This is a genomic window from Streptomyces sp. P9(2023), assembly GCF_032436795.1.
Classification (GTDB): Bacteria; Actinomycetota; Actinomycetes; order Streptomycetales; family Streptomycetaceae; genus Streptomyces.
In genome coordinates, this window is the sequence record NZ_JAUPWM010000026.1 from 51,900 (window position 1) to 77,777 (window position 25,878).

A 25,878-nucleotide genomic window follows, 5' to 3' on the forward strand; every position below is an offset into this window, starting at 1 on the left:
CGGTCCCGTAGGGCTTCCCACCCGCCCCTACGGTCCACGACGTACGTCTGGCTGCACGGGCCCTGCCAGACGTTCCGCACGCATGACGAAGGGTGCGACCGGCACCACCGGTCGCGCCCTTCGCACTGTTCGCACGCACTGTTCGCACTGTTCGGAGTGCGTGCGTGCCTACACGGGGCAGGGACGGTACTCGAGGCTCAGTTCGCGGTCGACGGCATAACTCGTACGCATCGAGGCGTCGGTGACCTTCTCCCAGGAGCCGTACTTGGCGTAGAGCTGGTCGGCGGTCGGGCCGAGGGGGTTGCCGTACTTGGCGATGTTGCGCTCCTCCAGGATCCGAACCTCTGCCGGGGTCATGCCGGCGCGGGTGATCTCCTTGGCCTGGTTGCGCATGTCGACCAGTTCCCGGGCGATCTCCTCCTCGGAGGCGCCGGCTTCACGCATGTTGGCCTCCGTACGGTGCATGTCCTCCAGGAGGCCGTGGTACTGCATCCGGGTCCGCTGGGCCTCGACCTTCTCGTCCATCGGCAGGACACGGATCCGGCACACGACGGGGTCGGTACTGGGGCAGGGATCGTCGGCGGAGACGGGCCGGTTGAGCGGGGCGGTGATGATCGAGCCGCACGACTCCGCCGCGGTGGAGACGGCGGAGCCCGCGGTGGCCAGCAGGGCGACGGCGGCCACGAAGGGGACGAGGGAACGGCGGTACGAGGGAAGGCGCATGCGCGCCACCTTGGCGAGGCGGCCGCGCCGATTCACGGCGCCACACCGATGATCACTCCTACGGGGCGGGGCGGCGTCCCGCCGGGGAACCAGGGCACGGCGCGCGGCCGGCCGGGGCCTCACTCATGTGCTGATGTCACCGGTTCGGGGGGGCCGAACAGGCAGTGACGTTACGCCCGCGCACGCGCTCCGTAATCACTGGAACACTTTCTGCTACACCCAGTCGGGGTGCTCTCAAGCAGGAGGAAACGTGCGCAAGTTGGCGACGGTCGCGGTGGCGGCGGGGTTGTTCCTGGGTGGAGCGGGGGTGGCTGTGGCGGACTCGTGGAAGAGCCTCGGTCAAATGCAGACCTACGGCGCAGAGCTCCTGAATCCGGAGTACCGGTGGTGGCCCAAGGGGCAGAACCACGGAGGCTTCGGCTTCAGGGGGCAGCTCAAGGACCTCGCTCCGAACGACGGCCACAACGTCTATGTGGAGGCCAAGGTCGAGGGCTACAGCTGGAACCGCTTCAAGGGCGTACAGCGGAAGACCGTGCCTCTGAACAAGGTCGTCTACGACGGCGCCGCCCAGTACACCAACGACGCGGACATCCGCGTGTGCCGCGACCGGGGCTCCCTGCGACCTGACAACTGCACGATCCCCAAGTCGTTCCACCGGAAGTAGCCGCGGGCAAGCGCCAGGGAGTCACACGACCATGAACGCCATTCTCCGCGCCGAGGGCGTGGATCTCCTCTATGGAACGCACCAGGCCGTCAACGGTGCCGACTTCACCCTGCGGCGTGGAGAAGTGGCCGCCGTCATGGGAAGCAGCGGCTCAGGTAAGTCGTCGCTGCTGTACTGCCTGGCCGGGGTCCTCGCGCCAACGCGAGGCACCGTGAGCTTCGACCGGGCGACGTTGTCGTCACTCACGGACGACGAGCTGAGCACACTCCGCCGGGAACGCTTCGGATTCGTGTTTCAGTACGGGGAGTTGCTGCCTGAGCTCACCGTCGAGGAGAACGCCGCTCTCCCTCTGCGCCTCGCCGGCCAGCGTAAGGCGCCCGCGCATGCGGCGGCCGGCGAGGTGCTCGGGCGGCTCGGTATGACCGAGTTGCTCCAGCGCAGAACCTCGCAATTGTCCGGTGGGCAGAGTCAGCGGGTGGCCGTTGCCCGAGCGCTGGTCCATCGACCGGACGTCGTGTTCGCGGACGAGCCGACTGGTGCGCTCGACAGCACCAACGCCGCTGCTGTCCTCGAGGAGTTCCTCAAACTCGCAAGGGACCAGGGCACGGCTGTCGTCATCGTCACTCACGACGCAACGGTGGCTGAGTACGCCGACAGTCGCTACACGATGACCGACGGGAATCTGAAGTGAATCCCTTCTTGCTCGGCCTGCGGCTCCTGTGGCGTGGTGGACGCAGAGGCCGGGCCCGGTTCCTGCTGATGACGTTCGGCTGCTCACTCGGGGTGGCTTGTCTCGCCGCCGTCCTCACCATTCCGACGATCCTGGCCGCCCACGACTCTCGATCCGCGGCCCGTGAGCCGCGAACCAACTACGAGCTGAAGGACGGATCGCCAACCGCCGCCACCGTCGCCCTCAGCCTTGAGGACGCCTACGGGTCCCAGCCGCTCCGCCGTCTGTTCGTCGCCCGCCCGGTCTCCGGTCCGGCGCCGGTTCCCCCCGGCATCGACAGGCTGCCGGCCGCAGGGGAAGTGATCGTCTCGCCACGACTGCGGGAAGTCCTGGCAGAATCACCCGGAGTGGCCGGACTCCTGCCAGGCAAAGTGACCGGCACGATCCGGCCCGACGGACTTGCCGGACCCGATGATCTGTACGCCTACGTCGGCAGCACCCACGACCAGATCATCCCGGCGGAGAACGCCCGGCAAGTGGACTTCTTCGGCTCTCGCTACGCCCGCTCCGAGGTCGTCGAAGAGTCAACCCTCGACATTCTGCGGTTCACCCTCGCCTGCGTGGTCCTACTGCCCCTCGCCGTGTTCCTCTCGGTGTGCGCCAGGTTGTCCGCCGAGTCCCGTGCGCGCAGGCTCGCCGCCCTTCGGCTGGTGGGCCTGAGCGTCAAAGACACCCTGCGGGTCAATGCCGGCGAGACCGTAGCCGCGGCTTTCCTCGGGGCGCTCCTCGGAGTCGGCGGGTACCTCGCCTTCAACGAGGTGATGGCGCGGATCGGTCTGCCTGGACTCCACTGGTACCCGGCCGATGGCCGCCCCGAGGCCACGACGCTCTTCGCCTGCCTGGTCCTGTGTCCTGCTCTCGCCTGGATCGTCGGTCGGCACAGCGCCCGGGCAGCCGCGCGTACCCCGCTCAACGTCCGTCGCACCGCGGAGCGCAAGCCGCCGAGTATGTACGGGATGCTCCTCCTGGTCCCCGGGCTCGGCGTCATCGCCGGTTACTGCGCGCTCAGTGTCCTGGGGAAAGACCCGTCCGGAGGGTCCGCCAACACCCTCCTCATCCCCGCTGCGGTTCTGCTGACCGGCGCCGGATTGGTCTTCGGACTTCCGCCCCTCACCATGTGGCTCGCCCGCAAACTCGCGGGCACCGCTCGGTCACTCCCCCTGGCGCTTGCGATGCGACGCGCCGAAGTCGAGCCGGGCGCCTCACTCCGTGTGGTGACCGGTCTGGTTCTGCTGATCTTCGCCACATCTCTGACCCAGGGCGTCCTCGTGGAACTGGACCAGGTCAGCCGCCGCACGGCTCCCGTCCAGGAATACCGCGTGGCGCTGGACAAACTCACCGGCGAGCAGTACGCCAGGATGTCCCGGGTGGAGGGCGCACGGGCACAAGCCGTCGAACTCTCCTCCTGGACCCCCGCGGACGACAGCCTCACCAAGCCCAGCGTGGCAGGCATCATCGCCACCTGTGCCCAACTCGCCGCCTTCGTTGCGGAGTCACGCGGCTGCGTCGACGGGAAGATGCTCAGCCTGCGTGACCTTGGCAGCTCCCCGAACGAGGACGCGGTGCCGGGTCGAACCTTCCCGTTCATCCTGAAGAACGGCCGGAAACTCAGCCTCACCGTGCCACACGAGCACCTGACGGTCCGCGCCTATCAACCCTCCGCCTTCTCCTCGACCGATGTACTCATTCCTCCGTCGCTGGTTCGCGTCGACGAACTGCCGAAGAATTCGGCACTCGTCCTCCTGAGCGACGCCGACGCTCCGACCGTCCGTACCGTCCTCGACGGCATCGGCGCCATCGCACCCACCGCCGAAGTCGAACCCGTCGGCATCGTCGTCGAATCCCTCGCCCAGCTCACCGTCATCCGCAGCCTCCTCGCCGCAGGCATGGTGCTCGGGCTGGTCATCAGTGTGGCCGCGTTCGTCGTTTCCGTGGCTGATCGGGCCATGGAGCGGCGGGGGCAGGTGGCCGCGTTGGTGTTGTTGGGGGCTCGGGGTGGGACCTTGCGGGTGGTGCAGTGTGTGCAGGTGGTTGTGCCGTTGGCCGTGGGGTTGGGGGCCGCCGTGGTCACCGGGTGGCTGGCCGAGTCGAGTTACCTGATCACCGGGGGTGGGGCGGTGCACTGGGACTGGAGTGGGTTGCCGTTGCTGCTCGCCTGTTGTCTCGGGGTGCTGCTCGCCGCCGCCGTCTCCTCGGTGCCGCTCGTACGCCGGCACGTCGATCCCGAGCACATCCGGCGCGACTGACCCCCTCGGTGAACTCGCCCTGGAACAGCCCCTGTTGGTCGGGCAGCGCTCGGGGGCCCCGGCTCGTCGCCGCCGCGTACCCGGACCGGTTGACCGGGCTCGTGCTCGTCGAGGCCGGGCCCGTGGGGGCCGATCCCGGCGGCGGGCGGGAGGTCCAGGGGTGGCTCGACTCCTGGCCCGTGAAGTTCGGGAGCTGGAGCGGCCCGACGTCCTTCATCGGCTCCTCGTCGACTTCATCGGGTGATTCCCCGTCCCCGGAGGTCCCCTGGGTCATCCTTGCCCCATGGGGAACAAGGCTCACCGCCGTATCGAGGACGAAGAGCGCAGAGCCCGGCTGGGCGTGCGGCATCGGCTGGCCGGGGTCGCGCGGGCGGCCGGTGTGGAGGACGTCGCCGAGTCGTTGGTCGCCCTGCACGCGACCGACCCCGCCACCGTCTTCCTCGCCGTCGGGGCCCGGCTGGCCGGGAAGCACGGCGTCGAGGGGCCCGTGGCCGGGCTCGAGCGGGCCCTGTACGAGGACCGGACGCTGACCCGGATGCACGGCATGCGGCACACGATCTTCGTCTTCCCGACCTCACTCGTCCCCACCGTGCACGCCTCCACCACCCGTGACGTCGCCACCCGCGAACGCGCCATGCTGATCAAGGATCTGGCCAAAGGCAGCGCGTACGACTCGGCCTGGCTCGCCGAGACCGAGCGGCTCGTCCTCGCCGAGCTGGCCGTACGGGGTGAGGCCACCGGGGCCGAGCTGGGCGCGGCCGTTCCCCGGCTGCGCACGCAGTACGTGTACGGGGTCGGTACCCGTCAGGAAGGGCCGCAGTCGCTCTCCAGCCGGCTGCTCCGGGTCCTCGGCATGGAGGGGCGGATCGCGCGCGGCCGGCCGCAGGGTGCCTGGACCTCCAGCCGGTTCCGGTGGGCCCCGACGCCCGAACAGCCCGACCCCTCCGACGAGTTCGCCCACGCCGAACTCGTACGGCGGTGGCTGGCGGCCTGCGGGCCCGCGACCGAGGCGGACCTGAAGTGGTGGACCGGGTGGAAGGTCACCGATGTCCGCAAGGCGCTCTCGGCGATCGGCGCGGAGGCGGTGGAGCTGTCCGAGGGCACGGGGTATGTGCTGCCTGACGACCTTGAACCCGTACGGGACTACCCCGAGCCCTGGGCCGCGCTGCTGCCCGCCCTCGATCCGACGGCGATGGGCTGGCAGTACCGCGACTGGTACACCGACCCCGCCCACAAGGCCGCGCTCTTCGACCGCAGCGGCAACATCGGCCCGACCGTGTGGTGGAACGGCCGCGTCGTCGGCGGCTGGGCCCAGCGCCCGGACGGGGAGATCGCTCTCCGGTTCCTGAGCGACGAGGGGGGCGAGGCGGCGCGGGCGGCCGCCGAGGCGGAGGCGGCGCGGCTGAGCGGCTGGGTGGGGGATGTACGGGTCACTCCTCGGTTCCGTACGCCGCTGGAGCGGGAGCTCGCAGGAGGATGAGCCCAGGGCCCCCAGGGGCCCCCTTCTGGTTCCCCTGGGTGGAATCCCCCAGAAATTCGCACCCGCCCCCGGCGAGGTGTCGAGAATCGGAAACCCGCTCCGACGTCCCCTGTGAAAGGCAGCAGGAAACCCGAGACACAGACACCGAAGGAGCACGTCATGAAGTACCTCGTCATGGTGCAGGGATCCCAGGCCGACTACGACACCATGTCCGGCAAGGGCTCCGGGCAGGGCCCCGCATGGAGCGAGAAGGACATCCAGGCGATGTTCGAGCACATGGGGTCCATCAACAACGACCTCGCCGAGTCCGGCGAGCTGGTCGACGCGCAGGGGCTCGTCGAGCCCAGGCGGACCCGGCACGTGAGCGTCGACAAGGCCGGGCAGCCGGTGATCACCGACGGGCCGTACAGCGAGACGAAGGAACTGCTGGCCGGCTACTGGGTGCTCGACTGCGCGAGCCTGGAACGGGTCACCGAGATCGCCGCGCGCGTCGCCCGCTGCCCGCAGCCCGCCGGGGCGCCGGAGTACCCGGTGGTGATCCGCCAGATCGACGAGCGGTCCGAGTCCGAGCTGTTCAGCGAGTGAACACGAACCGGAAGTAGGCAGTGAGCGAGCCGGAGACCGTCGAGGGCCTGCTGCGCCGTCACGCGCCGCAGGTCCTCGGCGCGCTCGTACGCCGGTACGGGCACTTCGACGCCGCCGAGGACGCCGTACAGGAGGCCCTGGTGGCGGCCGCCCGGCAGTGGCCCGAGTCCGGCACGCCCGCCAATCCGCGCGGCTGGCTCATCCGGGTGGCCTCGCGGCGGCTGACCGACCAGCTGCGGGCCGACGAGGCGCGGGCCCGGCGGGAGGAGACGGCCACGCGGCTGGAACCGCGCGAGACGCGGGCCGCGCCGTCCGACGACGACACGCTGACGCTGCTCTTCCTCTGCTGCGATCCGTCGCTCGCGCCCGCCGCCCGGGTCGCGCTGACGCTGCGCGCCGTCGGCGGCCTGACGACGGCGGAGATCGCCCGGGCCCATCTCGTACCGGAGGCGACGATCGCCCAGCGGATCAGCCGGGCGAAGGCGAAGCTGCGGGACCACCGGTTCCGGCCGCCGGGGCCCGACGACCGGGACGCCCGCCTCGCCACCGTCCTCCAGGTGCTGTACCTGATCTTCAACGAGGGGTACACCGCGACCTCCGGCCCCGCGCTGTACCGCGCCGACCTCGCCCGCGAGGCGATCCGGCTGACCCGGGCCGTGCGCCGGCTGCTCCCGAGCGAGGCCACGGTGACCGGTCTGCTCGCGCTGATGCTGCTCACGGAGGCCCGCAGCGACGCCCGTACGGGGCCGCACGGCGAACTGATCCCGCTCGACGAACAGGACCGGACGCGCTGGGACCGGGCCGCGATCGAGGAGGGCACGGCGCTGGTGGAGGAGGCCCTCACGGAGGGCCCGCCGGGCCCGTACCAGCTCCAGGCGGCGATCGCCGCGCTGCACGACGAGGCCCGCCGCGTCGAGGACACGGACTGGCCGCAGATCCTCGCCCTGTACGACGTCCTGGTCGCCGACTGGCCCCACCCGATGGCCGAGCTGGGCCGCGTGGTCGCCGTCGCGATGGTCCACGGCCCGGAGGCGGGTCTGACCGAACTCACCACCCTGGAACCCAGCTTGAAGGACCATCACCGCCTCTCCGCCGTCCGCGCCCACCTCCTCGAACGCACCGGCGACCGCGCCGCCGCCCGCGAGGCCTACTACCAGGCAGCCCGCCTCACCCTCAGCCTCCCGGAACGCCACTACCTGCGCACAAAGGCGGCCCGGTTGGCGGAGTGACCGGATCCGGGGCGCGCACATCAGTCCGTCGCGAGGCCCTTCAGGCGCCTGGCGATCTTGGTGAGGCGCGTGCCCTGGTAGCGGGCGGCCTGGAGGGTGTTCTCGTCCGGGGCGCCGTTCGCGCCCGGGTGCGAGGTGCCGTACGGGTTGCCGCCCGCCGCGTAGACGGACGCGTCGGTGAAGCCGGGGGAGACGATGACCGAGCCCCAGTGGTGGAAGGTGTTGTAGAGCGCGAGCAGCGTCGACTCGTTGCCGCCGTGCACGTTGTGGGCGCTGGTGAAGGCGGTGGCCGGCTTGTCCGCGAAGGCGCCGCGGCTCCACAGGCCGCCCGTCGTGTCGATGAACTGCTTCAGCTGGGCGGCGATGTTGCCGTACCGGGTCGGCGAGCCGAGTGCGTAGGCGTCGGCCCACTCCAGGTCGTCCAGCGTCGCGATCTCGACGTCACCGGTGGCGTCCAGGTGGGCGCGCCAGGCCGGGTTGCCGTCGATGGCGGCGTCGGGGGCGAGCTCGGTCACGCGCCGCAGCCGCACCTCCGCCCCGGCCTTCTCGGCACCTTCGGCGACGGCCTGGGCGAGCTGGTGCACGCTACCGGTGGCCGAGTAGTAGACGACTGCGACGTTCACGGACATGGCGAGCTCCCCTTAAGCGGATTCGATTCCGTTTCAACCGAACCTGAGAGTAAGCGGATATCCATCCACTTTGCAACAGGGGAGGGGAGGGGAGGGGAGGGGAGGGGAGGGGAGGGGAGATAACGGGCTCATCGCAGCGTGAGTGGGGTCTCCGACTCCACACGGGTCAGCTTCTCCGGGTTGCGGACGAAGTACAGGCCCGTGATCCGGGCGCCCTCCAGGCGGATCGCCATGATCCCGTCGAGTTCACCGTCCAGGTGGACGACGAGCGCCGGGCTGCCGTTGACCACGGTGAGCCCGACCGCCAGCGGGATCTTGTTCTTGCCGATGCCGCCGATCATGAACCGGGCCACCTTGTCCGCGCCGACGACCGGCCGCCGCGCCGCCTGCTTGATACCGCCGCCGTCGCTCAGCAGGACGACCTCGGGGGCGAGGACGTCCAGCAGGCTCTGCAGGTCCCCGGTGGCCAGTGCGCGCTGGAACGACTCCAGGGCCGCCCGGGTCTCGCCCGCGGTGACCACCTCGCGGGGGCGGCGCGCGTCGACGTGCTTGCGCGCGCGGTGCGCGATCTGGCGTACGGCCGCGGGCGTCTTGTCGACGGCCGCCGCGATCTCGTCGTAACCGACGTCGAAGACCTCGCGCAGCACGAAGACGGCGCGCTCCGTCGGCGACAACGTCTCCAGGACGAGCATCAGCGCCATCGACACGCTCTCGGCGAGTTCGGCGTCGAGGGCCACGTCGGGCGCGGTGAGCAGTGGCTCGGGCAGCCAGGGACCGACGTACGCCTCCTTCCGGCGCGACATGGTGCGCAGCCGGTTGAGCGCCTGGCGGGTGGTGATCCTGACCAGGTACGCGCGCTGGTCACGCACCTCCGCCAGGTCGACCTCGACCCACCGCATCCAGGTCTCCTGGAGCACGTCCTCGGCGTCGGCGGCCGAGCCGAGCATCTCGTACGCGACGGTGAAGAGCAGGTTGCGATGCGCGACGAAGCTCTCCGTCGCCGGGTCGGTGGCCTGGTCCGTGGCCGGGCCCGTCGCGGGACTCGGCGTGGAGTTGGGCTGCCGGTCCGGCGCCGGGTCCGGGTCCGGGTCCGGGTCCGGGTCCGGGTCCGGGTCCGGATCCCTTGCCGGGTCGGTCGCGGGAGTCGGCGCCGCATCCCGTGCCGGGTCGGTCGCGGGAGTCGGCGCCGCATCCCGTGCCGGATCTGTCGCGGCCGCCTCCCCACCCCGCACCGCATCCCGCGCCGGGTCCGTCTCGGGAGCCGCCTCCCCGACCCGCGCCAGGTCCGCCTCCGCACCACGCGCCAACTCCCTCTCCTGGCCAGACTCCTGGTCCCTCGCCGGGTCCACCGCCGAGTCCACCGCCCGGCCAGGCTCCGGGTCCCTCGCCGGGTCCACCGCCGGGTCCACCGCCCGCTCGCCGTGCTCGCTCATGCCTCGGCTCCTCGTCCGGGCCCCCGGCCCTGTCGGCCGGAGGCGTTCACACGTGCGTCCACAGCTCGGTCCCTTCTTGCCGGTCGTCGACCGGCGGTCAACCTTCGTACCCGCGCCTCAAGTTATGCCGCCTGCTCGGCGATCGCCCGCGCCTCCCCGCCCCTCGCGCCCGCCGTCGCCACCAGCTGCTCGCGCTCGGCGTCCTTGGTCCACCACTGGCGCGCGCCCGGCTTGCGGGCCTCCTGACCCAGCTGCCACGGGATGCCCTTGCAGATGAGCTCCTTGATCAGTGCGCCCGCGCGGCCGCCGACGTAAGTCTTCTTGGCCGTGTCGCCCCGGTCGGTGAGCTGGAAGACACCCGCGCGCCGGCCGAGGCTCAGGCACTGGGCGACGAAGCCGACCTCGACGTCCGCCGGCCGCTCGCCCGCGATCCGGCTGAGGACCGTCTCGGCGGCCTGCGGGCCGAGCTGGACCGCGGCCTGGCAGCTCATCCGGTACGGCAGGTCCGACGGCGCCGCCGCGTCCCCCGCCGCCACCACCCGCGCGTCGTCCACGCTGGTGAGCGTCTCGTCGGTGAGCAGCCGGCCCAGGGAGTCGGTGCTCAGGCCGCTGCGGGCGGCCAGGTCCGGCACCGAGAACCCGGCGGTCCAGATCGTCACCGCGCTCGCCACCTCGCGCCCGTCGCCCAGCCGCACCGCGTCCCGGGTCACCTCCGCCACCTTCGCGCCGGGGCCCTCGACGACCGTCACCCCGAGCCGGGCCAGCCGCTTGGCGACCGCGCGCCGCCCGCGCGGGTGCAGGGACGGGCCGAGGGTGTCGCCGCAGACCAGGGTCACCTTCCGGCCCACCTCCGCCAGCTCGGCGGCCGTCTCGATCCCGGTCGCCCCGCCGCCCACCACCGTCACCGGGGCCGCCACGGGCGCGGCCGCGACCGCCTCCCGCAGCCGCTCGGCCTCCTCCCAGCCGCCGAGCGGGTAAGCGAACTCCGCCGCCCCCGGCACCCGCGCCTCGGCGCTGCCGCTGCCCACCGCGTAGACCAGGTAGTCGTAGGGGACCGCGTCCCCTGATGTCAGTTCCACGCGCCGGCCGGCCACGTCGATCTCCGCCACGGTGTCCACCACCAGCGCGACACCCGCCGCGAGGACCTTGCCGTACTCCTCGACCCCGTCGTGCGTCCCGCCCACGAACTGGTGCAGCCGGATCCGGTTGACGAACGCCGCACGCGGGTTGACCAGCGTCACGGCCACGCCCTCGCGCCCCGCGAGCCGGTTGGCCGCCATGACCCCGGCGTACCCGCCACCGATCACAACCACCGTCGTGTTCCCAGCCGTCGTGTTCCCAGCCGTCGCGTTCCCAGCCGTCGTGTTCCCGGCCGCCGTGTCGCCGGCCGTCGCGTTCCCAGCCGTCGTGTTCCCAGTCATGATGTCTCCTCCGTCGCGCCGCGGTGAGCCTCGAAAGCCTCGTTCGCCCTCTAGACACCGGACGGCCGACGGTTGTGACATGCGTGAGCCAGATCACGTGACGCCGTGCATCGATCCGGTAACCGGATAGTGCTCCGTTATGCTCGTGACAAGGAACGAAGGGCAGGCGGGAAAGGGCAGGCGGGACATGATCAGCGCGAAAGGCACCGGGGCGGCGGCCGACATCACCCTGCTGCCCACCGCCGGGCGGCCGCCCGTCGCCGAGCGCGCCGATGCCGCGCGGAACCGGCGGAAGATCCTCGACGCCGCCGCCCGGATCCTCGCCGAGGTGGGGCCCGAGGCCATCACCATGAACCAGGTCGCGCACGCCAGCGGCATCGGCGTCGGCACCGTCTACCGGCGCTTCGGCGACGTCTCCCAGCTCCTCTGGGCGCTCCTGGACGACCGGGAGGTGCAGTTCCAGGAGGCGTACATGGGCGGCCCGCCGCCCCTCGGCCCCGGCGCCCCGGCCGACGAGCGGCTGCGGGCCTTCCTGCACGCCCTCGTGGACCGGGTCATCGAGCAGCGCGAGCTCCTGCTCGCCGCGCAGGCCGCCGCCCCCAGCGCGACGTACGGCAGCGGCGCGTACCTCGCCATGCACACGCATGTCGCCATGCTGCTCGGCCAGGTCCGGCCGGCCGGGACCGACAGCGCGCTCCTCGCGCATCTCCTCCTCGCGCCGCTCACGCCCAGCCTGGTGAACCACCTCACCACCGAGCGGGCGCTCGACGCCGACGCACTCAAGGCCGGCGTCGACGCGCTCCTCAATCTCGGGGACCTCGGGGACCTGGCGGAATGAGCGCCGCGAGCCCGTCGAGCACCCGCGCCAGGCCGAAGGCGTAGGCGTACTCCGGGTCGTACATCCCCTGGTACGCGACCGCCGCCGCCTCACCCACCCGCGACGCCAGCGGGTACCGTTCCGCGTCCAACACCCGCTCGAGCAGCGGCGCGTGGGTGTCCCACCACTCGTGGTCCGACATCGCGCTCTCCCGGTCGACCGCCCGCGCCTCCAGCTCCGTACGGGCGGCGGACTGTACGAACCCCAGGACGTGCGACAGCGCCGAGTCCATCACCACGTCGTCGAGACCGAGCCCCTCGAAGGCGCCCAGCTCGTACTCGTACTTCGCCATCACGCCCGGCCCGAGCGGCGGCCGGTGGACCCGCAGTTCGGCCAGCCAGGGGTGGCCGAGGTACAGCGCGCGGTTCGCGTCGGCGACCGCCGTCACCCGCTCCCGCCACGGCGCCCGGCCCGGCGCGAACGGGGCCCGCTCCATCCCCAGGAGGACGGAGTCCAGCATCAGGTCGAGCAGCTCCGCCTTGCCCGGGACGTACGTGTAGAGCGTCATCGGGGTCACGCCGAGACGCTGCGCCACCGCGCGCATGGTCAGCGCGTCGAGTCCGCCCTCGTCGGCCAGGCCGAGCGCCGCCTCGACCACCGTGTCGACGGTCAGCCCCTGACGCGGGCCGCGGCGGTTCTCCGGAACACCCCCGCCGGTCCGCCACAGCAGCTCCAGCGTCCGCGCCGGATCCCCGGCACCGCTGCTCCGCTGCTCCTTCGCCGCCATGACACTCCTCGCCTTGCACCCGTTTTCGCAGGTCAGACCCGTTCTTCATTACTTTATACGCTGTATAGAGTACCGTAGCCGGGGTACGGACGACGGGCCACACCACCGGAGGGCGCACCCCATGACCACCCCCGCCGCAGCGAACAACACAGCCGACAACGCAGCGGACAACCACCACGTCATCCAGGTCCGCGGCGCCCGCGAGAACAACCTGCGGAACGTCGACGTCGACCTCCCCAAGCGCCGCCTCACCGTCTTCACCGGCGTCTCCGGCTCCGGCAAGTCCTCGCTCGTCTTCGGCACCATCGCCGCCGAGTCGCAGCGCCTCATCAACGAGACCTACAGCGCCTTCCTCCGGTCCTTCATGCCGGCCCTCGGTCGCCCGGACGTCGACGGCCTGCACAACCTCAGCGCCGCGATCGTGGTCGACCAGGTGGGGGTCCCCCCACGCCCCTGGGCGTAGGGGGAGGATGGGCGCCAACTCCCGCTCCACGGTGGGCACGGCGACCGACGCGTACACGATGCTGCGGATCGTCTTCAGCCGGCTCGGCACCCCGCACGTCGGCACGTCCGGCGCCTTCAGCTTCAACCTGCCCGAGGGCATGTGCCCGCGCTGCGAGGGCGTCGGCCAGGTCTCGGACATCGACGTCGACGAGCTCGTCGACCGCACCAAGTCCCTCAACGAGGGCGCCATCACCGTGCCGGGGTACGCCGTCGACTCCTGGATGTGGCAGATCATGGCCAACTCCGGGTTCTACGACCCCGACAAGAAGCTCGCGGACTTCACCGAGCAGGAGTGGGAGGACTTCCTCCACAAGCCGTCCTGCAAGGTGAAGGTCGGCAGCAACAACTTCACCTACGAAGGCCTCGTGGTGAAGCTCCAGCGGACCGTCCTCGTCAAGGACCGGGACGCCATGCAGGCCCACATCCGCGCCTTCGTGGACCGCGCCGTCGTCTTCCGCACCTGCCCCGACTGCGCGGGCACCCGCCTCACGCAGGCCGCGCTGTCCTCCCGTATCGACGGGGTCAACATCGCCGAGTGCTCGGCGATGCAGATCAGCGACCTGGCCGCCTTCATACGCCGGATCGAGGACCCCTCCGTCGCCCCGCTCCTCGCCGGGCCGCGCGAACTCCTCGACTCCCTCGTGGAGATCGGCCTCGGCTACCTGAGCCTGGACCGGGCCTCGGGCACGCTCTCGGGCGGCGAGGCGCAGCGCGTGAAGATGGTGCGCCACCTCGGCTCCTCCCTCACCGACGTCACGTACGTCTTCGACGAGCCGACCATCGGGCTCCACCCGCACGACATCCGGCGCATGAACGACCTGCTGCTTCGACTGCGCGACAAGGGCAACACCGTCCTCGTCGTGGAGCACAAGCCGGAGGTCATCGAGATCGCCGACCATGTGGTCGACCTCGGCCCGCGCGCGGGTACGAACGGCGGCGAGGTCTGCTACTCGGGCGACGTGCCCGGGCTGCGCGCCTCCGGGACGCTGACCGGCGAGCACCTCTCCCACCGGGCGAAGCTCCGCCCCGAGGTACGGCCCCGGACCGGCGCGCTCTCCATCACGGGCGCGACGCGGCACAACCTCCGGAACGTGAGCGTCGAGATCCCGACCGGCGTCCTGACCGTCGTCACGGGCGTCGCCGGCTCCGGAAAGTCGTCCCTGATCCACGGCAGCCTGCCGGGCCGCGAGGGGGTCGTCGTCGCCGACCAGTCCCCGATCCGCGGCTCACGCCGCTCGAACCCGGCGACGTACACCGGGCTGCTGAACCCGATCCGTACCGCCTTCGCCAAGGCCAACGGCGTCAAGGCGGCTCTCTTCAGCGCCAATTCGGAGGGCGCCTGCCCGAAGTGCAACGGGCTCGGGCTCGTCTACACCGACCTCGCGATGATGGCGGGCGTCGCGTCGGTCTGCGAGGAGTGCGAGGGGAAGCGGTTCACCGCCGAAGTCCTCTCGTACACGCTCGACGGCAGGAACATCCACGAGGTGCTGTCGATGTCGATCGAGGAGGCGTACGACTTCTTCACGGCCAAGGGCCAGGCGCGGACGATCCTCGGCCGGCTGAAGGACGTCGGCCTCGGCTACCTCCGCCTGGGCCAGCCCCTCAACACCCTCTCGGGCGGGGAGCGGCAGCGACTGAAGCTGGCGATCCACATGGCCGAGAAGGGCGCGGTCTACGTCCTGGACGAGCCGACGACCGGTCTCCACCTGGCCGACGTCGACCAGCTCCTCGCCCTCCTGGACCGGCTGGTCGAGGCCGGCAACACGGTGGTCGTCATCGAGCACCACCAGGCGGTGATGGCCCACGCCGACTGGCTGATCGACCTCGGCCCGGGCGCGGGGCACGACGGCGGCCGGATCGTCTTCGAGGGCACGCCGTCCGAACTGGTCGAGAAGGGCGAGACGCTGACGGCGCGTCATCTGCGGGAGTACGTGGGCGGCTGAGCGGTCAGAGGGTTCTCACAGGGGCTGGGACGGGGTCGAGACCGGTACGTACGCGAGCCCGTCGTACGCGTCCGCCGGGACGGTCGGAGTGACGTTCCGCCGGTAGAGCCAGCGGGGGACGTACGCGCCGTGGGTGCGGGTCGGGTACGTCTCCCGCACCCACGGTTCCGCCGCCGCCACGGCGGCCCGCAGGTCCAGGAGGTGCTCGTCGGGGTTCCGCGCCGCGAGGAACGCCTCCAGGGTGCCGTCGGGGGCGGGCCCGAGCGGGTTGACCAGCACGGGAGACGGCCGTTCGGTCCGGGGGCGGGGGCGCCACGGCCCCGGCCACATCCGCCGGGCCCGGAAGGCGCCCTGGCCGAAGACGAGCCCGAGGGCGTAGTAGGCGGAGCCGTACCGCTCCCGCAGCCGCGCGCCGAGCACCTCGCCGACGGTGGCGACATGGCCGTTGTGGGCCCACAGCGCGACACCGGCGTCCGTCCCGGCCAGGACCTCGCCGAGCGCGTCGGCCATGTACCCGTCCCGCGCCGCGTACACCTCGGGCAGCGGGCGTGTCACCAGGTCGGCCGCCCGCGCCAGGATCCGCGCGTGGAGCCGGCCCTCTTCGTCGTCGACACGGGCGAGCAACGATTCCGCCTCCGGCAGAAGGACGTCCCGGAGTTCGGGGTGCTGTCCCGGGTGCGCGTCCGCGAGGAGGGCAAGGCTCCCGGCCTGGTCCCCGAAGTACGCCACCGAGGCCCCGCACCGCTGCGGATCGATCCCGGCGAACCCGACCTGGTCCCGCGCCGCCCGCCCCCGGTTGTACGCCCGCATCCAGTCGAGCAGGTCCCGCACCTCGTGGGTCCGCCAGGTCCAGAACCCGAGCCCGGCCAGCGCGGCGGCGGCGTCGCCCTCGCCGCGCCGTACGTAGGCGTCGACCGCCGGGGCGGCCGAGGCGCTCGCCTCCATCGCGACCGTACGGAACCCCCGCTCCGTCACCAGGTACTCGATCAGCCGGTGCTTCAGCCGGAAGAACTCGGCGGTGCCGTGCGTCGATTCGCCGAGCCCGACGACCCGCACGCCGTCAAGGGCCGCAGAGCCCCACTCCCGTAAGCCGTCCATGGATTGAACCTATCTGGACCGCTCAGTGCCCCGCACCGCACTATCTGCCCCATGGCGACCTTCCTCCTCCTCCATGGCTTCCAGAACCACCGCCCGCCGGGCCACTGGCACCACTGGCTGGCCGGCCGGCTGGCCGAGCGCGGCCACGAGGTCCGGTATCCGCAGCTCCCCGAACCGGACGCGCCGGTACTGGCGGACTGGCTGGCGGCGCTACGGGCCCAGCTGGCGCGGCCGGCCGGCGGGGGCGAGTTCGTCGTGGTGGCGCACAGCCTGTCGGTACTGCTGTGGCTGCGGGCGGCGGCCGTGGACCCGGACGGTCTCGATGTCGACCGCGTCCTCCTCGTGGCCCCGCCCTCCCCCGCCGTGACGACGTCGATCCCGGAGATCGCCGAGTTCGCGGAGGGCCTGGACCTCGGCGCCGTCCGGCTCAAGGCCCCGGCCCGACTGGTCTACGCCGCCGGGGACCCGTACTGCCCCGAGGGCGCCGACGTCCCCTACGGGACCCCGCTCGCCCTCGACATGGACATGATCCCGGGCGGCGCGCACCTGACCCCGGACTCGGGGTACGGCGAGTGGCCGTCGGTCCTCGCCTGGTGCGAGAACCCTGAGACGAGGCTGACGCCCCGGTAGGGTCGGCCGGCGCGCCTGGGAGGACGCGGTGCTGCATGTCGTCGAACGCGCCGGCCGGTGACCGTAACGGGTGACCGGCCGTGCGGCGGTGGCGGGCGGGCGCGATCATCGGAGCATGACGACCGAGATCCATCTCGCCCAGCAGCCCGAGGCCGACGAGCTTCTCGGGCGTTCTCCGCTCGCCGCGCTCGTCGGGATGCTGCTCGATCAGCAGGTGCCCATGGAGTGGGCGTTCTCCGGGCCGTACACGATCGCGCAGCGGCTCGGCGCGGACGATCTCGACGCCGGGCAGATCGCCGCGTACGACCCCGAGGCCTTCGGCGCGCTGCTCTCCGACAAGCCCGCCGTGCACCGCTACCCGGGGTCCATGGCCAAGCGGATCCAGCAGCTGTGCCAGTTCCTCGTCGACGAGTACGGCGGTGACGCCGAGGCCGTCTGGGCGGACGCCGGCACCGGCAAGGAGCTGCTCGCCCGGCTGAAGGCGCTGCCCGGTTTCGGGGTGCAGAAGGCGCAGATCTTCCTCGCGCTGCTCGGCAAGCAGTACGGCGTCCGGCCCGAGGGCTGGCGAGAGGCGGCCGGCGCGTACGGCGACCAGGGTTCCTACCGCTCGGCCGCCGACATCACCGGCCCCGAGTCGCTGGCGAAGGTGCGGGCCTTCAAGCAGGAGGCCAAGGCTGCCGCAAAAGCGGCGAAGTCACCTAAATCCTCAGGGAATTGATCGTTCCGGATGTCAATCCTGCTAAATCCGACATGAATTGTGCGGAAGCTGTTCACAGGAAGCACCAGAGATCGCTAACTTCCCCCTCAACCTCGTTCGCATCGGGAAGGACCTCTGTGACCGCATCCCCTCGCAGAGCCGCGGCCACCCTGGCCGCCGCCGCACTCGCCACCCCGCTCCTGCTGGCCGCCGCCTCCCCCGCCACCGCGACCCCGGACCCGGCGGCCAAGCCCGCGCGGGACGGGGCTCAGCTGGCGAAGAAGCTGGTCCGCGAGACGTCCGCACAGGGCGCCTACAAGCACCTGGAGAAGTTCCAGGCCATAGCCGACTCGGCCGGCGGTCACCGCGCGGCCGGCTCGCTCGGGCACGACGCCTCCGCGGCGTACGTGTACCAGCAGCTGAAGAAGGCCGGCTACAACGTCTCGTACCAGAAGTTCAGCTTCATCTACACCGAGACGCTGGCCGAGAAGGCCTCCGTGCTCACCCCGGCCGCCCGCGACCTCGCCATCTCGGCCATGACGTACACGAAGTCGACCCCGGTCGGCGGCATCAAGGCCGACCTCGTGGCGGCGCCGCTCGACGCGGACGGTACGCACGGCTGTGAGCCGGGCGACTTCGCGGCGGGCGCCTTCACCGGCAAGATCGCGCTGGTCAAGCGCGGCGGCTGCACGTTCGCCGCCAAGCAGCAGAACGCGGCGGCGGCCGGTGCCGTGGGCGCGATCATCTACAACAACACCAACGGGACGCTGTCCGGCACCCTCGGCGACCAGGCCTCCGCCAAGATCCCGACGGGCGGTGTCACCCAGGCCGAGGGCGAGAAGCTCGCCGCGGACCTGGCCAAGGGCCCGGTGAACCTCTCCTTCGAGATCCGCCAGCTCCAGGAGAACCGTTCCACCAACAACGTCATCGCGGAGACGAAGGGCGGCAACGCCGCCAACACCGTGATGCTCGGCGCGCACCTCGACGGGGTGACGGCCGGACCCGGCATGAACGACAACGGCTCCGGCTCCGCCGGCCTCCTCCAGGCCGCCCTGGAACTCGCCGAGTCGAAGGCGAAGGTCCGCAACAAGGTCCGCTTCGCGTGGTGGTCGGCCGAGGAGAACGGGCTGCTGGGCTCGGAGCACTACGTCGCGAACATGAGCGAGCTGGACAAGAAGGAGGTCAAGCTCTACCTCAACTTCGACATGATCGCCTCGCCGAACTACGGCCTGTTCGTCTACGACGGCGACAACTCCGACAACGTCGGCGCGGGCGCCGGACCGGCTGGCTCCGCGCAACTGGAGCGGGACATCACCGACTTCATGGACAAGCGCGGCCTCCCGCACGAGGGCACCGACTTCACGGGCCGCTCGGACTACGGCCCGTTCATCGACATCGGCATCCCCTCCGGCGGCACGTTCACCGGCGCCGAGGGCATCAAGACGGCGGCGCAGGCGGCGAAGTTCGGCGGTGAGGCGGGGGTCGCGTACGACGTGAACTACCACGAGGCCGGCGACGACCTGTCGAACGTCAACATGAAGGCCTTCGACGCCAACATCGACGTCATCGCCAACGCCGTGGGCACCTACGCCCACGACATCTCCTCCCTCAAGCGCCCGGTCACCACGGTCCCCACGGAAGGCGACGCCGGCAGCGGCGGCCTCCGCGAGGACCGCGGCAACGAGGCCTCGGAGTAGCGACGAGTTGTGGGCAATCGTTCCGCAGGGCGGAACAGGTGGGCACAACGACCCGCGCCAGGGGGCCCGGCAGTGACCGAGCCCCCACGGCGGGGGGCAGGGGCGCAGCCCCCGGTCCCGTCAGGGTTTCGGTAAGGGGTGGGGTAGGGGAATTCCCGCCCCACCCCTTACCGCTTCCGGCGCGCCGTGCCGAAGAGCGAGCGGCTGATCTCCCGCCCCAACTGCGTCCCGATCGACCGCGCCAGCGACTTGAACATCCCGCTCCCCACCACCTGCTCGACGAGCGACTCGTCCTCCTTGGGCGCCCCAGCCCGTGCCTTCGGCTCAGACTCGGGCTCGGGCTCGGGCTCGGAACGCTCCGCCGTCAGCCGCTCGTACGCCGACTCCCGGTCCACCGCCTCCGCGTACCGCCCCCACAGCGGCGACCCCTTCACCGCCGCCTCCAGCGCGCCCTCATCGATCGGCCCCATCAGGGACTGCGGCGCCCGCAGCCGCGTCGCCGCCACCGGCGTCGGCGCGCCCGTCTCGCTCAGCACAGTGATCACCGCCTCGCCCGTCCCCAGGCCCGTCAGCACCTCCTCCAGGTCGTAGGAGGAGTTCGGGAACGTCCGTACCGTCGCCTTCAGCGCCTTCGCGTCGTCCGGCGTGAACGCCCGCAGCGCGTGCTGCACCCGGTTGCCCAGCTGGGCGAGCACGTCCCCCGGCACGTCCTTCGGCGTCTGGGTCACGAAGAAGACCCCCACGCCCTTCGAGCGGATCAGCCGCACCGTCTGCGTGATCGACTCCAGGAACGCCTTCGACGCCCCGTTGAACAGCAGATGCGCCTCGTCGAAGAAGAACACCAGCTTCGGCTTCTCGACGTCCCCCACCTCCGGCAGGTCCCCGTACAGATCCGCCAGCATCCACATCAGGAACGTCGAGAACAGCTGCGGCTTGTCCTGCACCGCCGGCAGCTCCAGTACGGAGACCGTCCCCCGCCCGTCCGGCGACGTCCGCAGGAACTCGGACGTATCGAACTCGGGCTCCCCGAAGAACCCGCCCGCGCCCGCCTGTTCGAACGCCGTGATCGACCGCAGGATCACCCCGGCCGTCACCGTCGAGAGCCCGCCGATCCCCTTCAGCTCCGGCTTCCCCACGTCCGATACGAGAAAGGCCACCACCGCCCGCAGATCCTTCAGATCCACCAGCTCCAGGCCCTTCTGGTCCGCGTAGTGGAAGATCAGCCCGAGCGACTGCTCCTGCGTCTGGTTGAGCTGGAGCACCTTCGACAGCAGCACGGGCCCGAAGCTGGTCACCGTGGCCCGTACGGGAATCCCCGGACCCACACCGCCAAGCCCGTAGAACTCGCACGGGAAGCCCGTCGCCTCCCACTCCTGCCCCACCTGCCCCGCCCGATCCCGGACCTTCGCGCCGTCCGCGCCCGGCGCGGAGATCCCCGAGACGTCGCCCTTGATGTCGGCGAGGAAGACCGGCACCCCGTTCGCGGACAGTTGCTCGGCGATGAGCTGGAGCGTCTTCGTCTTGCCGGTACCGGTCGCGCCGGCCACCAGCCCGTGCCGGTTGAGCATCGGAAGGGGGATACGGATACGCGCGTCCGGGTGACATTCCCCGTCCCACAGCAGGGCGCCCAGCTCCAGCGCGGGTCCGGAGAACGCGTACCCCGCCGCGATCTCGCCGGTCGGAGACTGCTTGCTCACGCTCATGACAGGACCCCTAGCTCCGGAATCGTGGCGGTTTGCCCCAGCATCCCATCGGCTCCGCGTGGCTGCGCCGGGTACCGCTTGACCGGTAGGCTTTCCGTGTGATCTTCAAGCGCATCGGACAAGGCAAGCCGTATCCCGACCACGGCCGGGAAAGCACCCGGCAGTGGGCGGACGTCGCGCCGCGCCCGGTCCGCCTCGACCAGCTGGTCACCACCAAGGGCCAGCTGGACCTGGAGACGCTGCTCGCCGAGGACTCCACCTTCTACGGCGACCTCTTCGCGCACGTCGTGAAGTGGCGGGGAGACCTCTACCTCGAGGACGGGCTGCACCGCGCCGTCCGCGCGGCGCTCCAGCAGCGCCAGGTGCTGCACGCCCGCGTCCTGGAGATGGACTGAGATCCACCCCTGGCCAGAGCGGTCCGAGAGCCGTCCCAGAGCGGTCCGCTGATCCTTTCGGGGGCACTTCCCGCCCATCCGGACGCGATCACATGATCATCCAGTAGGCATCCTCGGGCAGCGGCATTACGCTGCGTCCATGAGCATGCTCACACCCCCCGGAATGGGCGGAAAGTACCGCATCACGGGTGACAAGTACCCGCGCATGCGCCGCCCCCGCCACCGCCGCAGGATCGTCCTCGCGGCAGGCACCGCCGTGGTCGTGCTCGGCGCCGCCGGGTGGGGCACGCTCCAGCTCGTCGACGTGTTCTCGGGCGGCAGCGGCGACGACACCAGGACCACCGCAGGCCGCGGCGCCGACTGCAAGCCGGCCCCCAAGCCGACGACCGCGGCCGTCGCCGCGCTGCCCAAACCCGCGCAGATCACCGTGAACGTCTACAACGCGACCCCGCGCAGCGGCCTCGCCAAGACGACCGCCGACGAGCTCAAGAAGCGCGGCTTCGTCATCGGCAAGATCGGCAACGCGCCCGCCGCGTACGACAAGAAGGTCCCCGGGGCCGGGCTGCTGCTCGGCGCCACCGGGGCCACCAAGGGCGCGTTCCCGGTCCTCGGCACCCAGCTGAAGGGCGCCACGGCCAAGACGGACACCCGCGCGACGGCGGACGTGGACCTGATCATCGGTACGGCGTTCAAGGCCCTGGACCCGAAAGCGACGGCGGACGCGGCCCTGGTGGCTCTGAACAAGCCCAAGCCCGCGCCCGCCGCGAAGTGCTGAAGAAGTACCGCAGAAGTACGGAGAGGTACTACTCGGCCGAGCCGTACATGCGGTCGCCCGCGTCGCCGAGGCCCGGCACGATGTAGCCGTGCTCGTTCAGGCGCTCGTCGACCGAGGCCGTCACGACCGTCACCGGCGCGCCCGCCAGCTCGCGCTCCATGACCTCGACGCCCTCCGGGGCGGCGAGCAGCACGACGGCGGTGACATCGTCCGCGCCACGCTTGATCAGCTCGCGGATCGCCGCGACGAGCGTGCCGCCGGTCGCCAGCATCGGGTCCAGGACGTACACCTGACGGCCCGAGAGGTCCTCCGGCATCCGCGTCGCGTAGGTCGACGCCTCCAGCGTCTCCTCGTTGCGGATCATGCCGAGGAAGCCGACCTCGGCGGTCGGGAGCAGCCGGACCATGCCGTCGAGCATGCCGAGGCCGGCGCGGAGGATCGGAACCACCAGCGGCCGCGGGTACGACAGCTTCACACCGGTCGTCGGCGTGACGGGGGTCTCGATGTCGACCTGCTCGGTGCGCACGTCCCTGGTGGCCTCGTAGGCGAGCAGGGTGACCAGCTCGTCGGCGAGCCGGCGGAAGGTCGGGGAGTCCGTGCGCTTGTCGCGCAGCGTGGTGAGCTTGTGGGCGACCAGCGGGTGATCGACGACGTGGAGACGCATGACCCCCACAGTAGCCCGCACTGGCATCAACCCACGCCGTGGAGGGAAGGTGGGGGCAAGGACCCAGTCGTGGGGTGGTGTGGCCCATGCCCGACCCGGAAGACCCGGCCGACGCGCGGGGCGATGAGAGGCCGCCCGAGACGGACGTGGAGCGCCGCAGGCGCCGCGCCCAGTTCCTGCGCGAGCTGCACGAGGCGAAGGCGCTGCGCGACCGCGTGCAGCCCCGGCGCGCGCGGGCGGCACGGATGCGCCAAGCCATGCGGATGCGGACCTTCCGCTGGTGACGGCGGCGGCGCCCGGCATCACCCGCGCGCCGCCCGTGCGCCGGGGACACGCCGGGGGAGCACCGGGTCCGCGCCGGGGACGCGCCGGGTCGGTGCGCCGGGTCCGCACGCCCGCCCGTCCGGCGTGTCGATCAGACTGATGCACGACTCAAGAGTCGAAGACCTCTCCTGAAGCCGCTGTTTCTGCCACGATGCCGATTGGGCGGGGCATCAGGAGCGCGCCGCCGGATCGTCACACCTCTGATCAGTGGGAGAGTCACGGTGTACTTCGCCGCACTGCTCGCGCGCACCGAAGACGGGTGGGAAGCGAGCGACACAGAGCTCGACGACGTGGAGACCCTGTCGGATCTGATCGACCTGGCCCGCGAGGCCTCGGTCGACGACGACACGGTGATCGTCTTCATCGAACAGGAGGACGCCTGGTTCGGGGTCCTCCGGATCGAGGGCGAGGAGGACCCACGCATCTACGTGTCGGACGGGGCGGCCGCCGCCCGCTCCTCGTACGGGGAGATCCTCACCAAGGAGATCCTCGGGGACGACCTGGACGACGACGACGCCCTGGAAACCCTGGACCTCGACGGCACCGAGGACGGCGAGCCTCTCGACCAGGACGACGACGAGGACGACGAGGAGGCGGGTGCGCCGGCCGACGCCGTGCCCGCCGCGCCGGTCGGCGACCGGCTGATCCTCGCGGACCTCGGCATGTCCGAGAGCCAGCTGCAGGAGCTCGACACCGACGCACTGGCGGAGATCGCGGACGCGCTGGGCGCCGCGGAGGTTCTGGAGACCGTTCGCTAGTGACCGAAGCAGTACCGGACCCCGTACGGAATCCCGCACCGAATTCCGTACGGGATCCCGCACCGGACCCCGTACCCGATCCCGATCCCGATCCCGATTCCGTGCCCACCCCTAGTCCCGTGCCCACCCCCGAACTCGTACCCGCCCCCGAACTCGTACCGGCACCCGACTTCGTGCCGGCCGCCGATCCCGATCCCGTACGGGATCCCTGGCGGGAGTCGATGCGGCTCGCGCTCGCCGAGGCCGACCGGGCCGCGCTGGCCGGTGACGTACCGGTCGGCGCGGTCGTGCTCTCCCCCGACGGCGCCGTCCTCGCCGTCGGGCACAACGAACGCGAGGCGACCGGCGACCCGACGGCCCACGCCGAGGTCCTGGCCCTGCGCCGGGCCGCGGCGCGGACCGGGGAGTGGCGGCTGACCGGCTGCACGCTCGTCGTGACCCTGGAGCCGTGCGTGATGTGCGCCGGCGCGCTCGTGCAGTCCCGGGTCGACCGGGTGGTGTTCGGCGCGCTCGACGAGAAGGCGGGCGCGGCCGGTTCGCTCTGGGACCTCGTTCGGGACCGGCGGCTCAACCACCGTCCCGAGGTGATCCAGGGCGTCCTCGGCGAGGAGTGCTCGGCGCAGCTCACGGCCTTCTTCCGGACGCGCTGACCTGGGAAGCGATACGGATTTCATCGCAGCGGCCTCTTTGGGCTAAGCTCTCTCTCGGTAGCGTGTCCGAGCGGCCGAAGGAGCTCGCCTCGAAAGCGAGTGTGGCGCAAGTCACCGAGGGTTCAAATCCCTCCGCTACCGCCACAGAACCGCCCCTGACCTGCACAGCAGGTCGGGGGCGGTTCTTCGTTCCCACGCCGTCGGACACAGAGCTTACGGAACGGTGAAGACGAGGCTCGCGGGCTCGGGGCCGTGGCGGGGCTGCCCTAATATCACCGGCGGAGACGTGGCGGTGTGGCGCCATGTCAACTAGGGCGACACAGGGACGATTTGTGGGGCGCACAGCGGTTCCGCCGGACGAGGTGCTGACGGCGCGGCTCCGGGCGGGTGACGAGGAGACCTTCGGGCTGGTGCTGGACGCCTGGTCCGGCGGCATGGTCCGGCTTGCCATGTCCTTCGTATCCACGCGGGACACCGCCGAGGAGGTCGTCCAGGAGACCTGGCTCGCGGTCTTTCGCGGTATCGACGGCTTCGAGGGCAGATCGATGCTGAAGACCTGGGTCTACCGCATCCTGGTCAACATCGCCCGGACGCGCGGGGCCCAGGAGCACCGGACGGTGCCGTTCGCGAGCCTGCTGCCGGAGGACGAGGGGCCGACCGTCGACGCGTCGAGGTTCCAGCCGCCCGGCGACCCGCACCCGAGCCACTGGACCTCCGGCGGAAAACCGCAACCGTGGCAGACTCCTGAGGGACAGGCGCTGCGCGGGGAGGCCCGCGCGGTGATCACCGCGGCGCTGGACGAGCTCCCGGCCCGGCTGCGGACGGTCATCACCCTGCGCGACGTCGAAGGGTACGAGTCCCAGGAGGTGTGCACGCTGCTGGGGATCACGCCCGGGAATCAGCGGGTGCTGCTGCACCGCGCGCGGGCCGCCGTCCGTGCCCGTCTGGAGGACTACTTCGCGGGCACGCCGTCGTTGGCGCTGGGCGCCGGGAGGAGGAAACTGACGTCATGAACTGTGACGAGTTCGTGGACCTGGTCACGGCCTTCCTCGACGGGGCGCTCCCGCCGCAGGAGGACGCCCGCTTCATCGAGCACCTCACCCTGTGCGAGGGGTGCGAGACGTACCTCTCCCAGTTCCGCCAGACCATCGCCACGCTGGGCGAACTCCCCACCGAGTCGATCTCGGCGGGCGCCCGCTCCGAGCTGCTGGCCGCGTTCAAGGACTGGCAGCGGGGCTGAGAGCGTCCGGCGCTGCCATCTGCGCGGTGCCATCTGCGCGGTGCCATCTGCGCAGT

General features: G+C 71.3%; 25 protein-coding genes, 1 tRNA gene and 1 pseudogene. 19 read left to right on the forward strand and 8 right to left on the reverse strand.

Annotated features, from left to right (window positions below; all coding sequences use genetic code 11):
- Positions 1–168: 168 nt before the first annotated feature.
- The gene (locus Q5762_RS26590; protein ID WP_315894764.1) at positions 169–723 is read right to left on the reverse strand and encodes a hypothetical protein; all 555 of its coding nucleotides are present in this window, start codon (positions 721–723) and stop codon (positions 169–171) included.
- A gap of 250 nt (positions 724–973) precedes the next feature.
- On the opposite strand from Q5762_RS26590, the gene Q5762_RS26595 reads away from it, so the two are divergent.
- The 6 genes from Q5762_RS26595 to Q5762_RS26620 all read left to right on the forward strand — a co-directional run bounded on the left by Q5762_RS26595 (position 974) and on the right by Q5762_RS26620 (position 7,657).
- Entirely contained in the window at positions 974–1,387 is a 414-nt protein-coding gene (locus tag Q5762_RS26595; protein WP_315894765.1) for a hypothetical protein, read from the forward strand.
- Between the two features lie 31 nt (positions 1,388–1,418).
- Positions 1,419–2,078 (forward strand): ABC transporter ATP-binding protein, encoded by a 660-nt coding sequence (locus Q5762_RS26600; RefSeq protein WP_315894766.1) that lies wholly within the window; start codon positions 1,419–1,421, stop codon positions 2,076–2,078.
- Positions 2,075–4,363: an FtsX-like permease family protein gene (locus tag Q5762_RS26605; RefSeq protein WP_315894767.1), complete on the forward strand. Its 2,289-nt coding sequence runs from the start codon at positions 2,075–2,077 to the stop codon at positions 4,361–4,363. Before Q5762_RS26600 ends, Q5762_RS26605 begins: the two co-directional genes overlap by 4 nt.
- Before the next feature lie 283 nt (positions 4,364–4,646).
- Positions 4,647–5,843 carry a winged helix DNA-binding domain-containing protein gene (locus tag Q5762_RS26610; RefSeq protein ID WP_315894768.1) on the forward strand — a complete coding sequence of 399 codons (1,197 nt, stop codon included), beginning with the start codon at positions 4,647–4,649 and terminating at the stop codon, positions 5,841–5,843.
- A 159-nt stretch (positions 5,844–6,002) separates the two neighbouring features.
- Entirely contained in the window at positions 6,003–6,428 is a 426-nt protein-coding gene (locus tag Q5762_RS26615; RefSeq protein WP_315894769.1) for a YciI family protein, read from the forward strand.
- A gap of 20 nt (positions 6,429–6,448) precedes the next feature.
- Positions 6,449–7,657, forward strand: a complete 1,209-nt coding sequence (locus Q5762_RS26620; RefSeq protein WP_315894770.1) for a sigma-70 family RNA polymerase sigma factor — start codon at positions 6,449–6,451, stop codon at positions 7,655–7,657.
- A 20-nt stretch (positions 7,658–7,677) separates the two neighbouring features.
- Here Q5762_RS26620 and wrbA read toward each other — a convergent pair whose 3' ends face one another.
- From wrbA to Q5762_RS26635, 3 genes are all read right to left on the reverse strand, one after another.
- Entirely contained in the window at positions 7,678–8,286 is a 609-nt protein-coding gene (gene wrbA / locus Q5762_RS26625; RefSeq protein ID WP_315894771.1) for an NAD(P)H:quinone oxidoreductase, read from the reverse strand.
- 128 nt (positions 8,287–8,414) lie between these two features.
- On the reverse strand, positions 8,415–9,257 hold the full coding sequence (locus Q5762_RS26630) for an RNA polymerase sigma-70 factor (RefSeq protein ID WP_399495270.1): 843 nt from the start codon (positions 9,255–9,257) through the stop codon (positions 8,415–8,417).
- Between the two features lie 584 nt (positions 9,258–9,841).
- Positions 9,842–11,140 carry an FAD-dependent oxidoreductase gene (locus Q5762_RS26635; protein WP_315894772.1) on the reverse strand — a complete coding sequence of 433 codons (1,299 nt, stop codon included), beginning with the start codon at positions 11,138–11,140 and terminating at the stop codon, positions 9,842–9,844.
- A gap of 187 nt (positions 11,141–11,327) precedes the next feature.
- Here Q5762_RS26635 and Q5762_RS26640 point away from each other — a divergent pair, with 187 nt between their 5' ends.
- Entirely contained in the window at positions 11,328–11,978 is a 651-nt protein-coding gene (locus Q5762_RS26640; protein WP_315894773.1) for a helix-turn-helix domain-containing protein, read from the forward strand.
- Here Q5762_RS26640 and Q5762_RS26645 read toward each other — a convergent pair.
- A complete protein-coding gene (locus tag Q5762_RS26645) occupies positions 11,944–12,744 on the reverse strand; it encodes a TetR/AcrR family transcriptional regulator (protein WP_315894774.1) in 801 nt (266 codons plus the stop codon). The two genes, Q5762_RS26640 and Q5762_RS26645, sit on opposite strands and share 35 nt — an antisense overlap.
- A gap of 121 nt (positions 12,745–12,865) precedes the next feature.
- On the opposite strand from Q5762_RS26645, the pseudogene Q5762_RS26650 reads away from it, so the two are divergent.
- Positions 12,866–15,191 (forward strand): annotated as a pseudogene (locus Q5762_RS26650) (ATP-binding cassette domain-containing protein).
- Positions 15,192–15,206: 15 nt separating this feature from the next.
- Here Q5762_RS26650 and Q5762_RS26655 read toward each other — a convergent pair.
- Positions 15,207–16,289 (reverse strand): erythromycin esterase family protein, encoded by a 1,083-nt coding sequence (locus tag Q5762_RS26655; protein WP_315894775.1) that lies wholly within the window; start codon positions 16,287–16,289, stop codon positions 15,207–15,209.
- A 51-nt stretch (positions 16,290–16,340) separates the two neighbouring features.
- On the opposite strand from Q5762_RS26655, the gene Q5762_RS26660 reads away from it, so the two are divergent.
- From Q5762_RS26660 to Q5762_RS26670, 3 genes are all read left to right on the forward strand, one after another.
- A complete protein-coding gene (locus Q5762_RS26660; RefSeq protein WP_315894776.1) occupies positions 16,341–16,919 on the forward strand; it encodes an alpha/beta hydrolase in 579 nt (192 codons plus the stop codon).
- Positions 16,920–17,034: 115 nt separating this feature from the next.
- Positions 17,035–17,637: an HhH-GPD-type base excision DNA repair protein gene (locus Q5762_RS26665; protein ID WP_315894777.1), complete on the forward strand. Its 603-nt coding sequence runs from the start codon at positions 17,035–17,037 to the stop codon at positions 17,635–17,637.
- A 116-nt stretch (positions 17,638–17,753) separates the two neighbouring features.
- Positions 17,754–19,313: a M28 family metallopeptidase gene (locus Q5762_RS26670; protein ID WP_315894778.1), complete on the forward strand. Its 1,560-nt coding sequence runs from the start codon at positions 17,754–17,756 to the stop codon at positions 19,311–19,313.
- 167 nt (positions 19,314–19,480) lie between these two features.
- Here Q5762_RS26670 and Q5762_RS26675 read toward each other — a convergent pair whose 3' ends face one another.
- Positions 19,481–21,016, reverse strand: a complete 1,536-nt coding sequence (locus Q5762_RS26675; RefSeq protein WP_315894779.1) for a helicase HerA-like domain-containing protein — start codon at positions 21,014–21,016, stop codon at positions 19,481–19,483.
- A gap of 98 nt (positions 21,017–21,114) precedes the next feature.
- On the opposite strand from Q5762_RS26675, the gene Q5762_RS26680 reads away from it, so the two are divergent.
- Positions 21,115–21,411, forward strand: a complete 297-nt coding sequence (locus Q5762_RS26680) for a type II toxin-antitoxin system VapB family antitoxin (protein WP_315894780.1) — start codon at positions 21,115–21,117, stop codon at positions 21,409–21,411.
- A gap of 139 nt (positions 21,412–21,550) precedes the next feature.
- Positions 21,551–22,186: a LytR C-terminal domain-containing protein gene (locus Q5762_RS26685; protein ID WP_315894781.1), complete on the forward strand. Its 636-nt coding sequence runs from the start codon at positions 21,551–21,553 to the stop codon at positions 22,184–22,186.
- A gap of 28 nt (positions 22,187–22,214) precedes the next feature.
- On the opposite strand, the gene upp is transcribed toward Q5762_RS26685, so the two are convergent.
- Entirely contained in the window at positions 22,215–22,850 is a 636-nt protein-coding gene (upp, locus tag Q5762_RS26690; RefSeq protein WP_315894782.1) for a uracil phosphoribosyltransferase, read from the reverse strand.
- A gap of 86 nt (positions 22,851–22,936) precedes the next feature.
- On the opposite strand from upp, the gene Q5762_RS26695 reads away from it, so the two are divergent.
- From Q5762_RS26695 to Q5762_RS26720, 6 genes are all read left to right on the forward strand, one after another.
- The gene (locus Q5762_RS26695) at positions 22,937–23,134 is read left to right on the forward strand and encodes a hypothetical protein (RefSeq protein WP_315894783.1); all 198 of its coding nucleotides are present in this window, start codon (positions 22,937–22,939) and stop codon (positions 23,132–23,134) included.
- Positions 23,135–23,395: 261 nt separating this feature from the next.
- Positions 23,396–23,932, forward strand: coding sequence for a hypothetical protein (locus tag Q5762_RS26700; protein ID WP_315894784.1), 537 nt, complete (start codon positions 23,396–23,398; stop codon positions 23,930–23,932).
- Between the two features lie 221 nt (positions 23,933–24,153).
- Positions 24,154–24,582, forward strand: a complete 429-nt coding sequence (tadA, locus tag Q5762_RS26705) for a tRNA adenosine(34) deaminase TadA (protein ID WP_315894799.1) — start codon at positions 24,154–24,156, stop codon at positions 24,580–24,582.
- Between the two features lie 56 nt (positions 24,583–24,638).
- Positions 24,639–24,726 (forward strand) — tRNA-Ser (locus Q5762_RS26710).
- Positions 24,727–24,914: 188 nt separating this feature from the next.
- Positions 24,915–25,595 carry a sigma-70 family RNA polymerase sigma factor gene (locus tag Q5762_RS26715; protein ID WP_315894785.1) on the forward strand — a complete coding sequence of 227 codons (681 nt, stop codon included), beginning with the start codon at positions 24,915–24,917 and terminating at the stop codon, positions 25,593–25,595.
- On the forward strand, positions 25,592–25,822 hold the full coding sequence (locus Q5762_RS26720) for a zf-HC2 domain-containing protein (protein ID WP_315894786.1): 231 nt from the start codon (positions 25,592–25,594) through the stop codon (positions 25,820–25,822). The genes Q5762_RS26715 and Q5762_RS26720 overlap by 4 nt, the downstream gene beginning before the upstream one ends.
- The last annotated feature ends 56 nt before the right edge of the window (positions 25,823–25,878 follow it).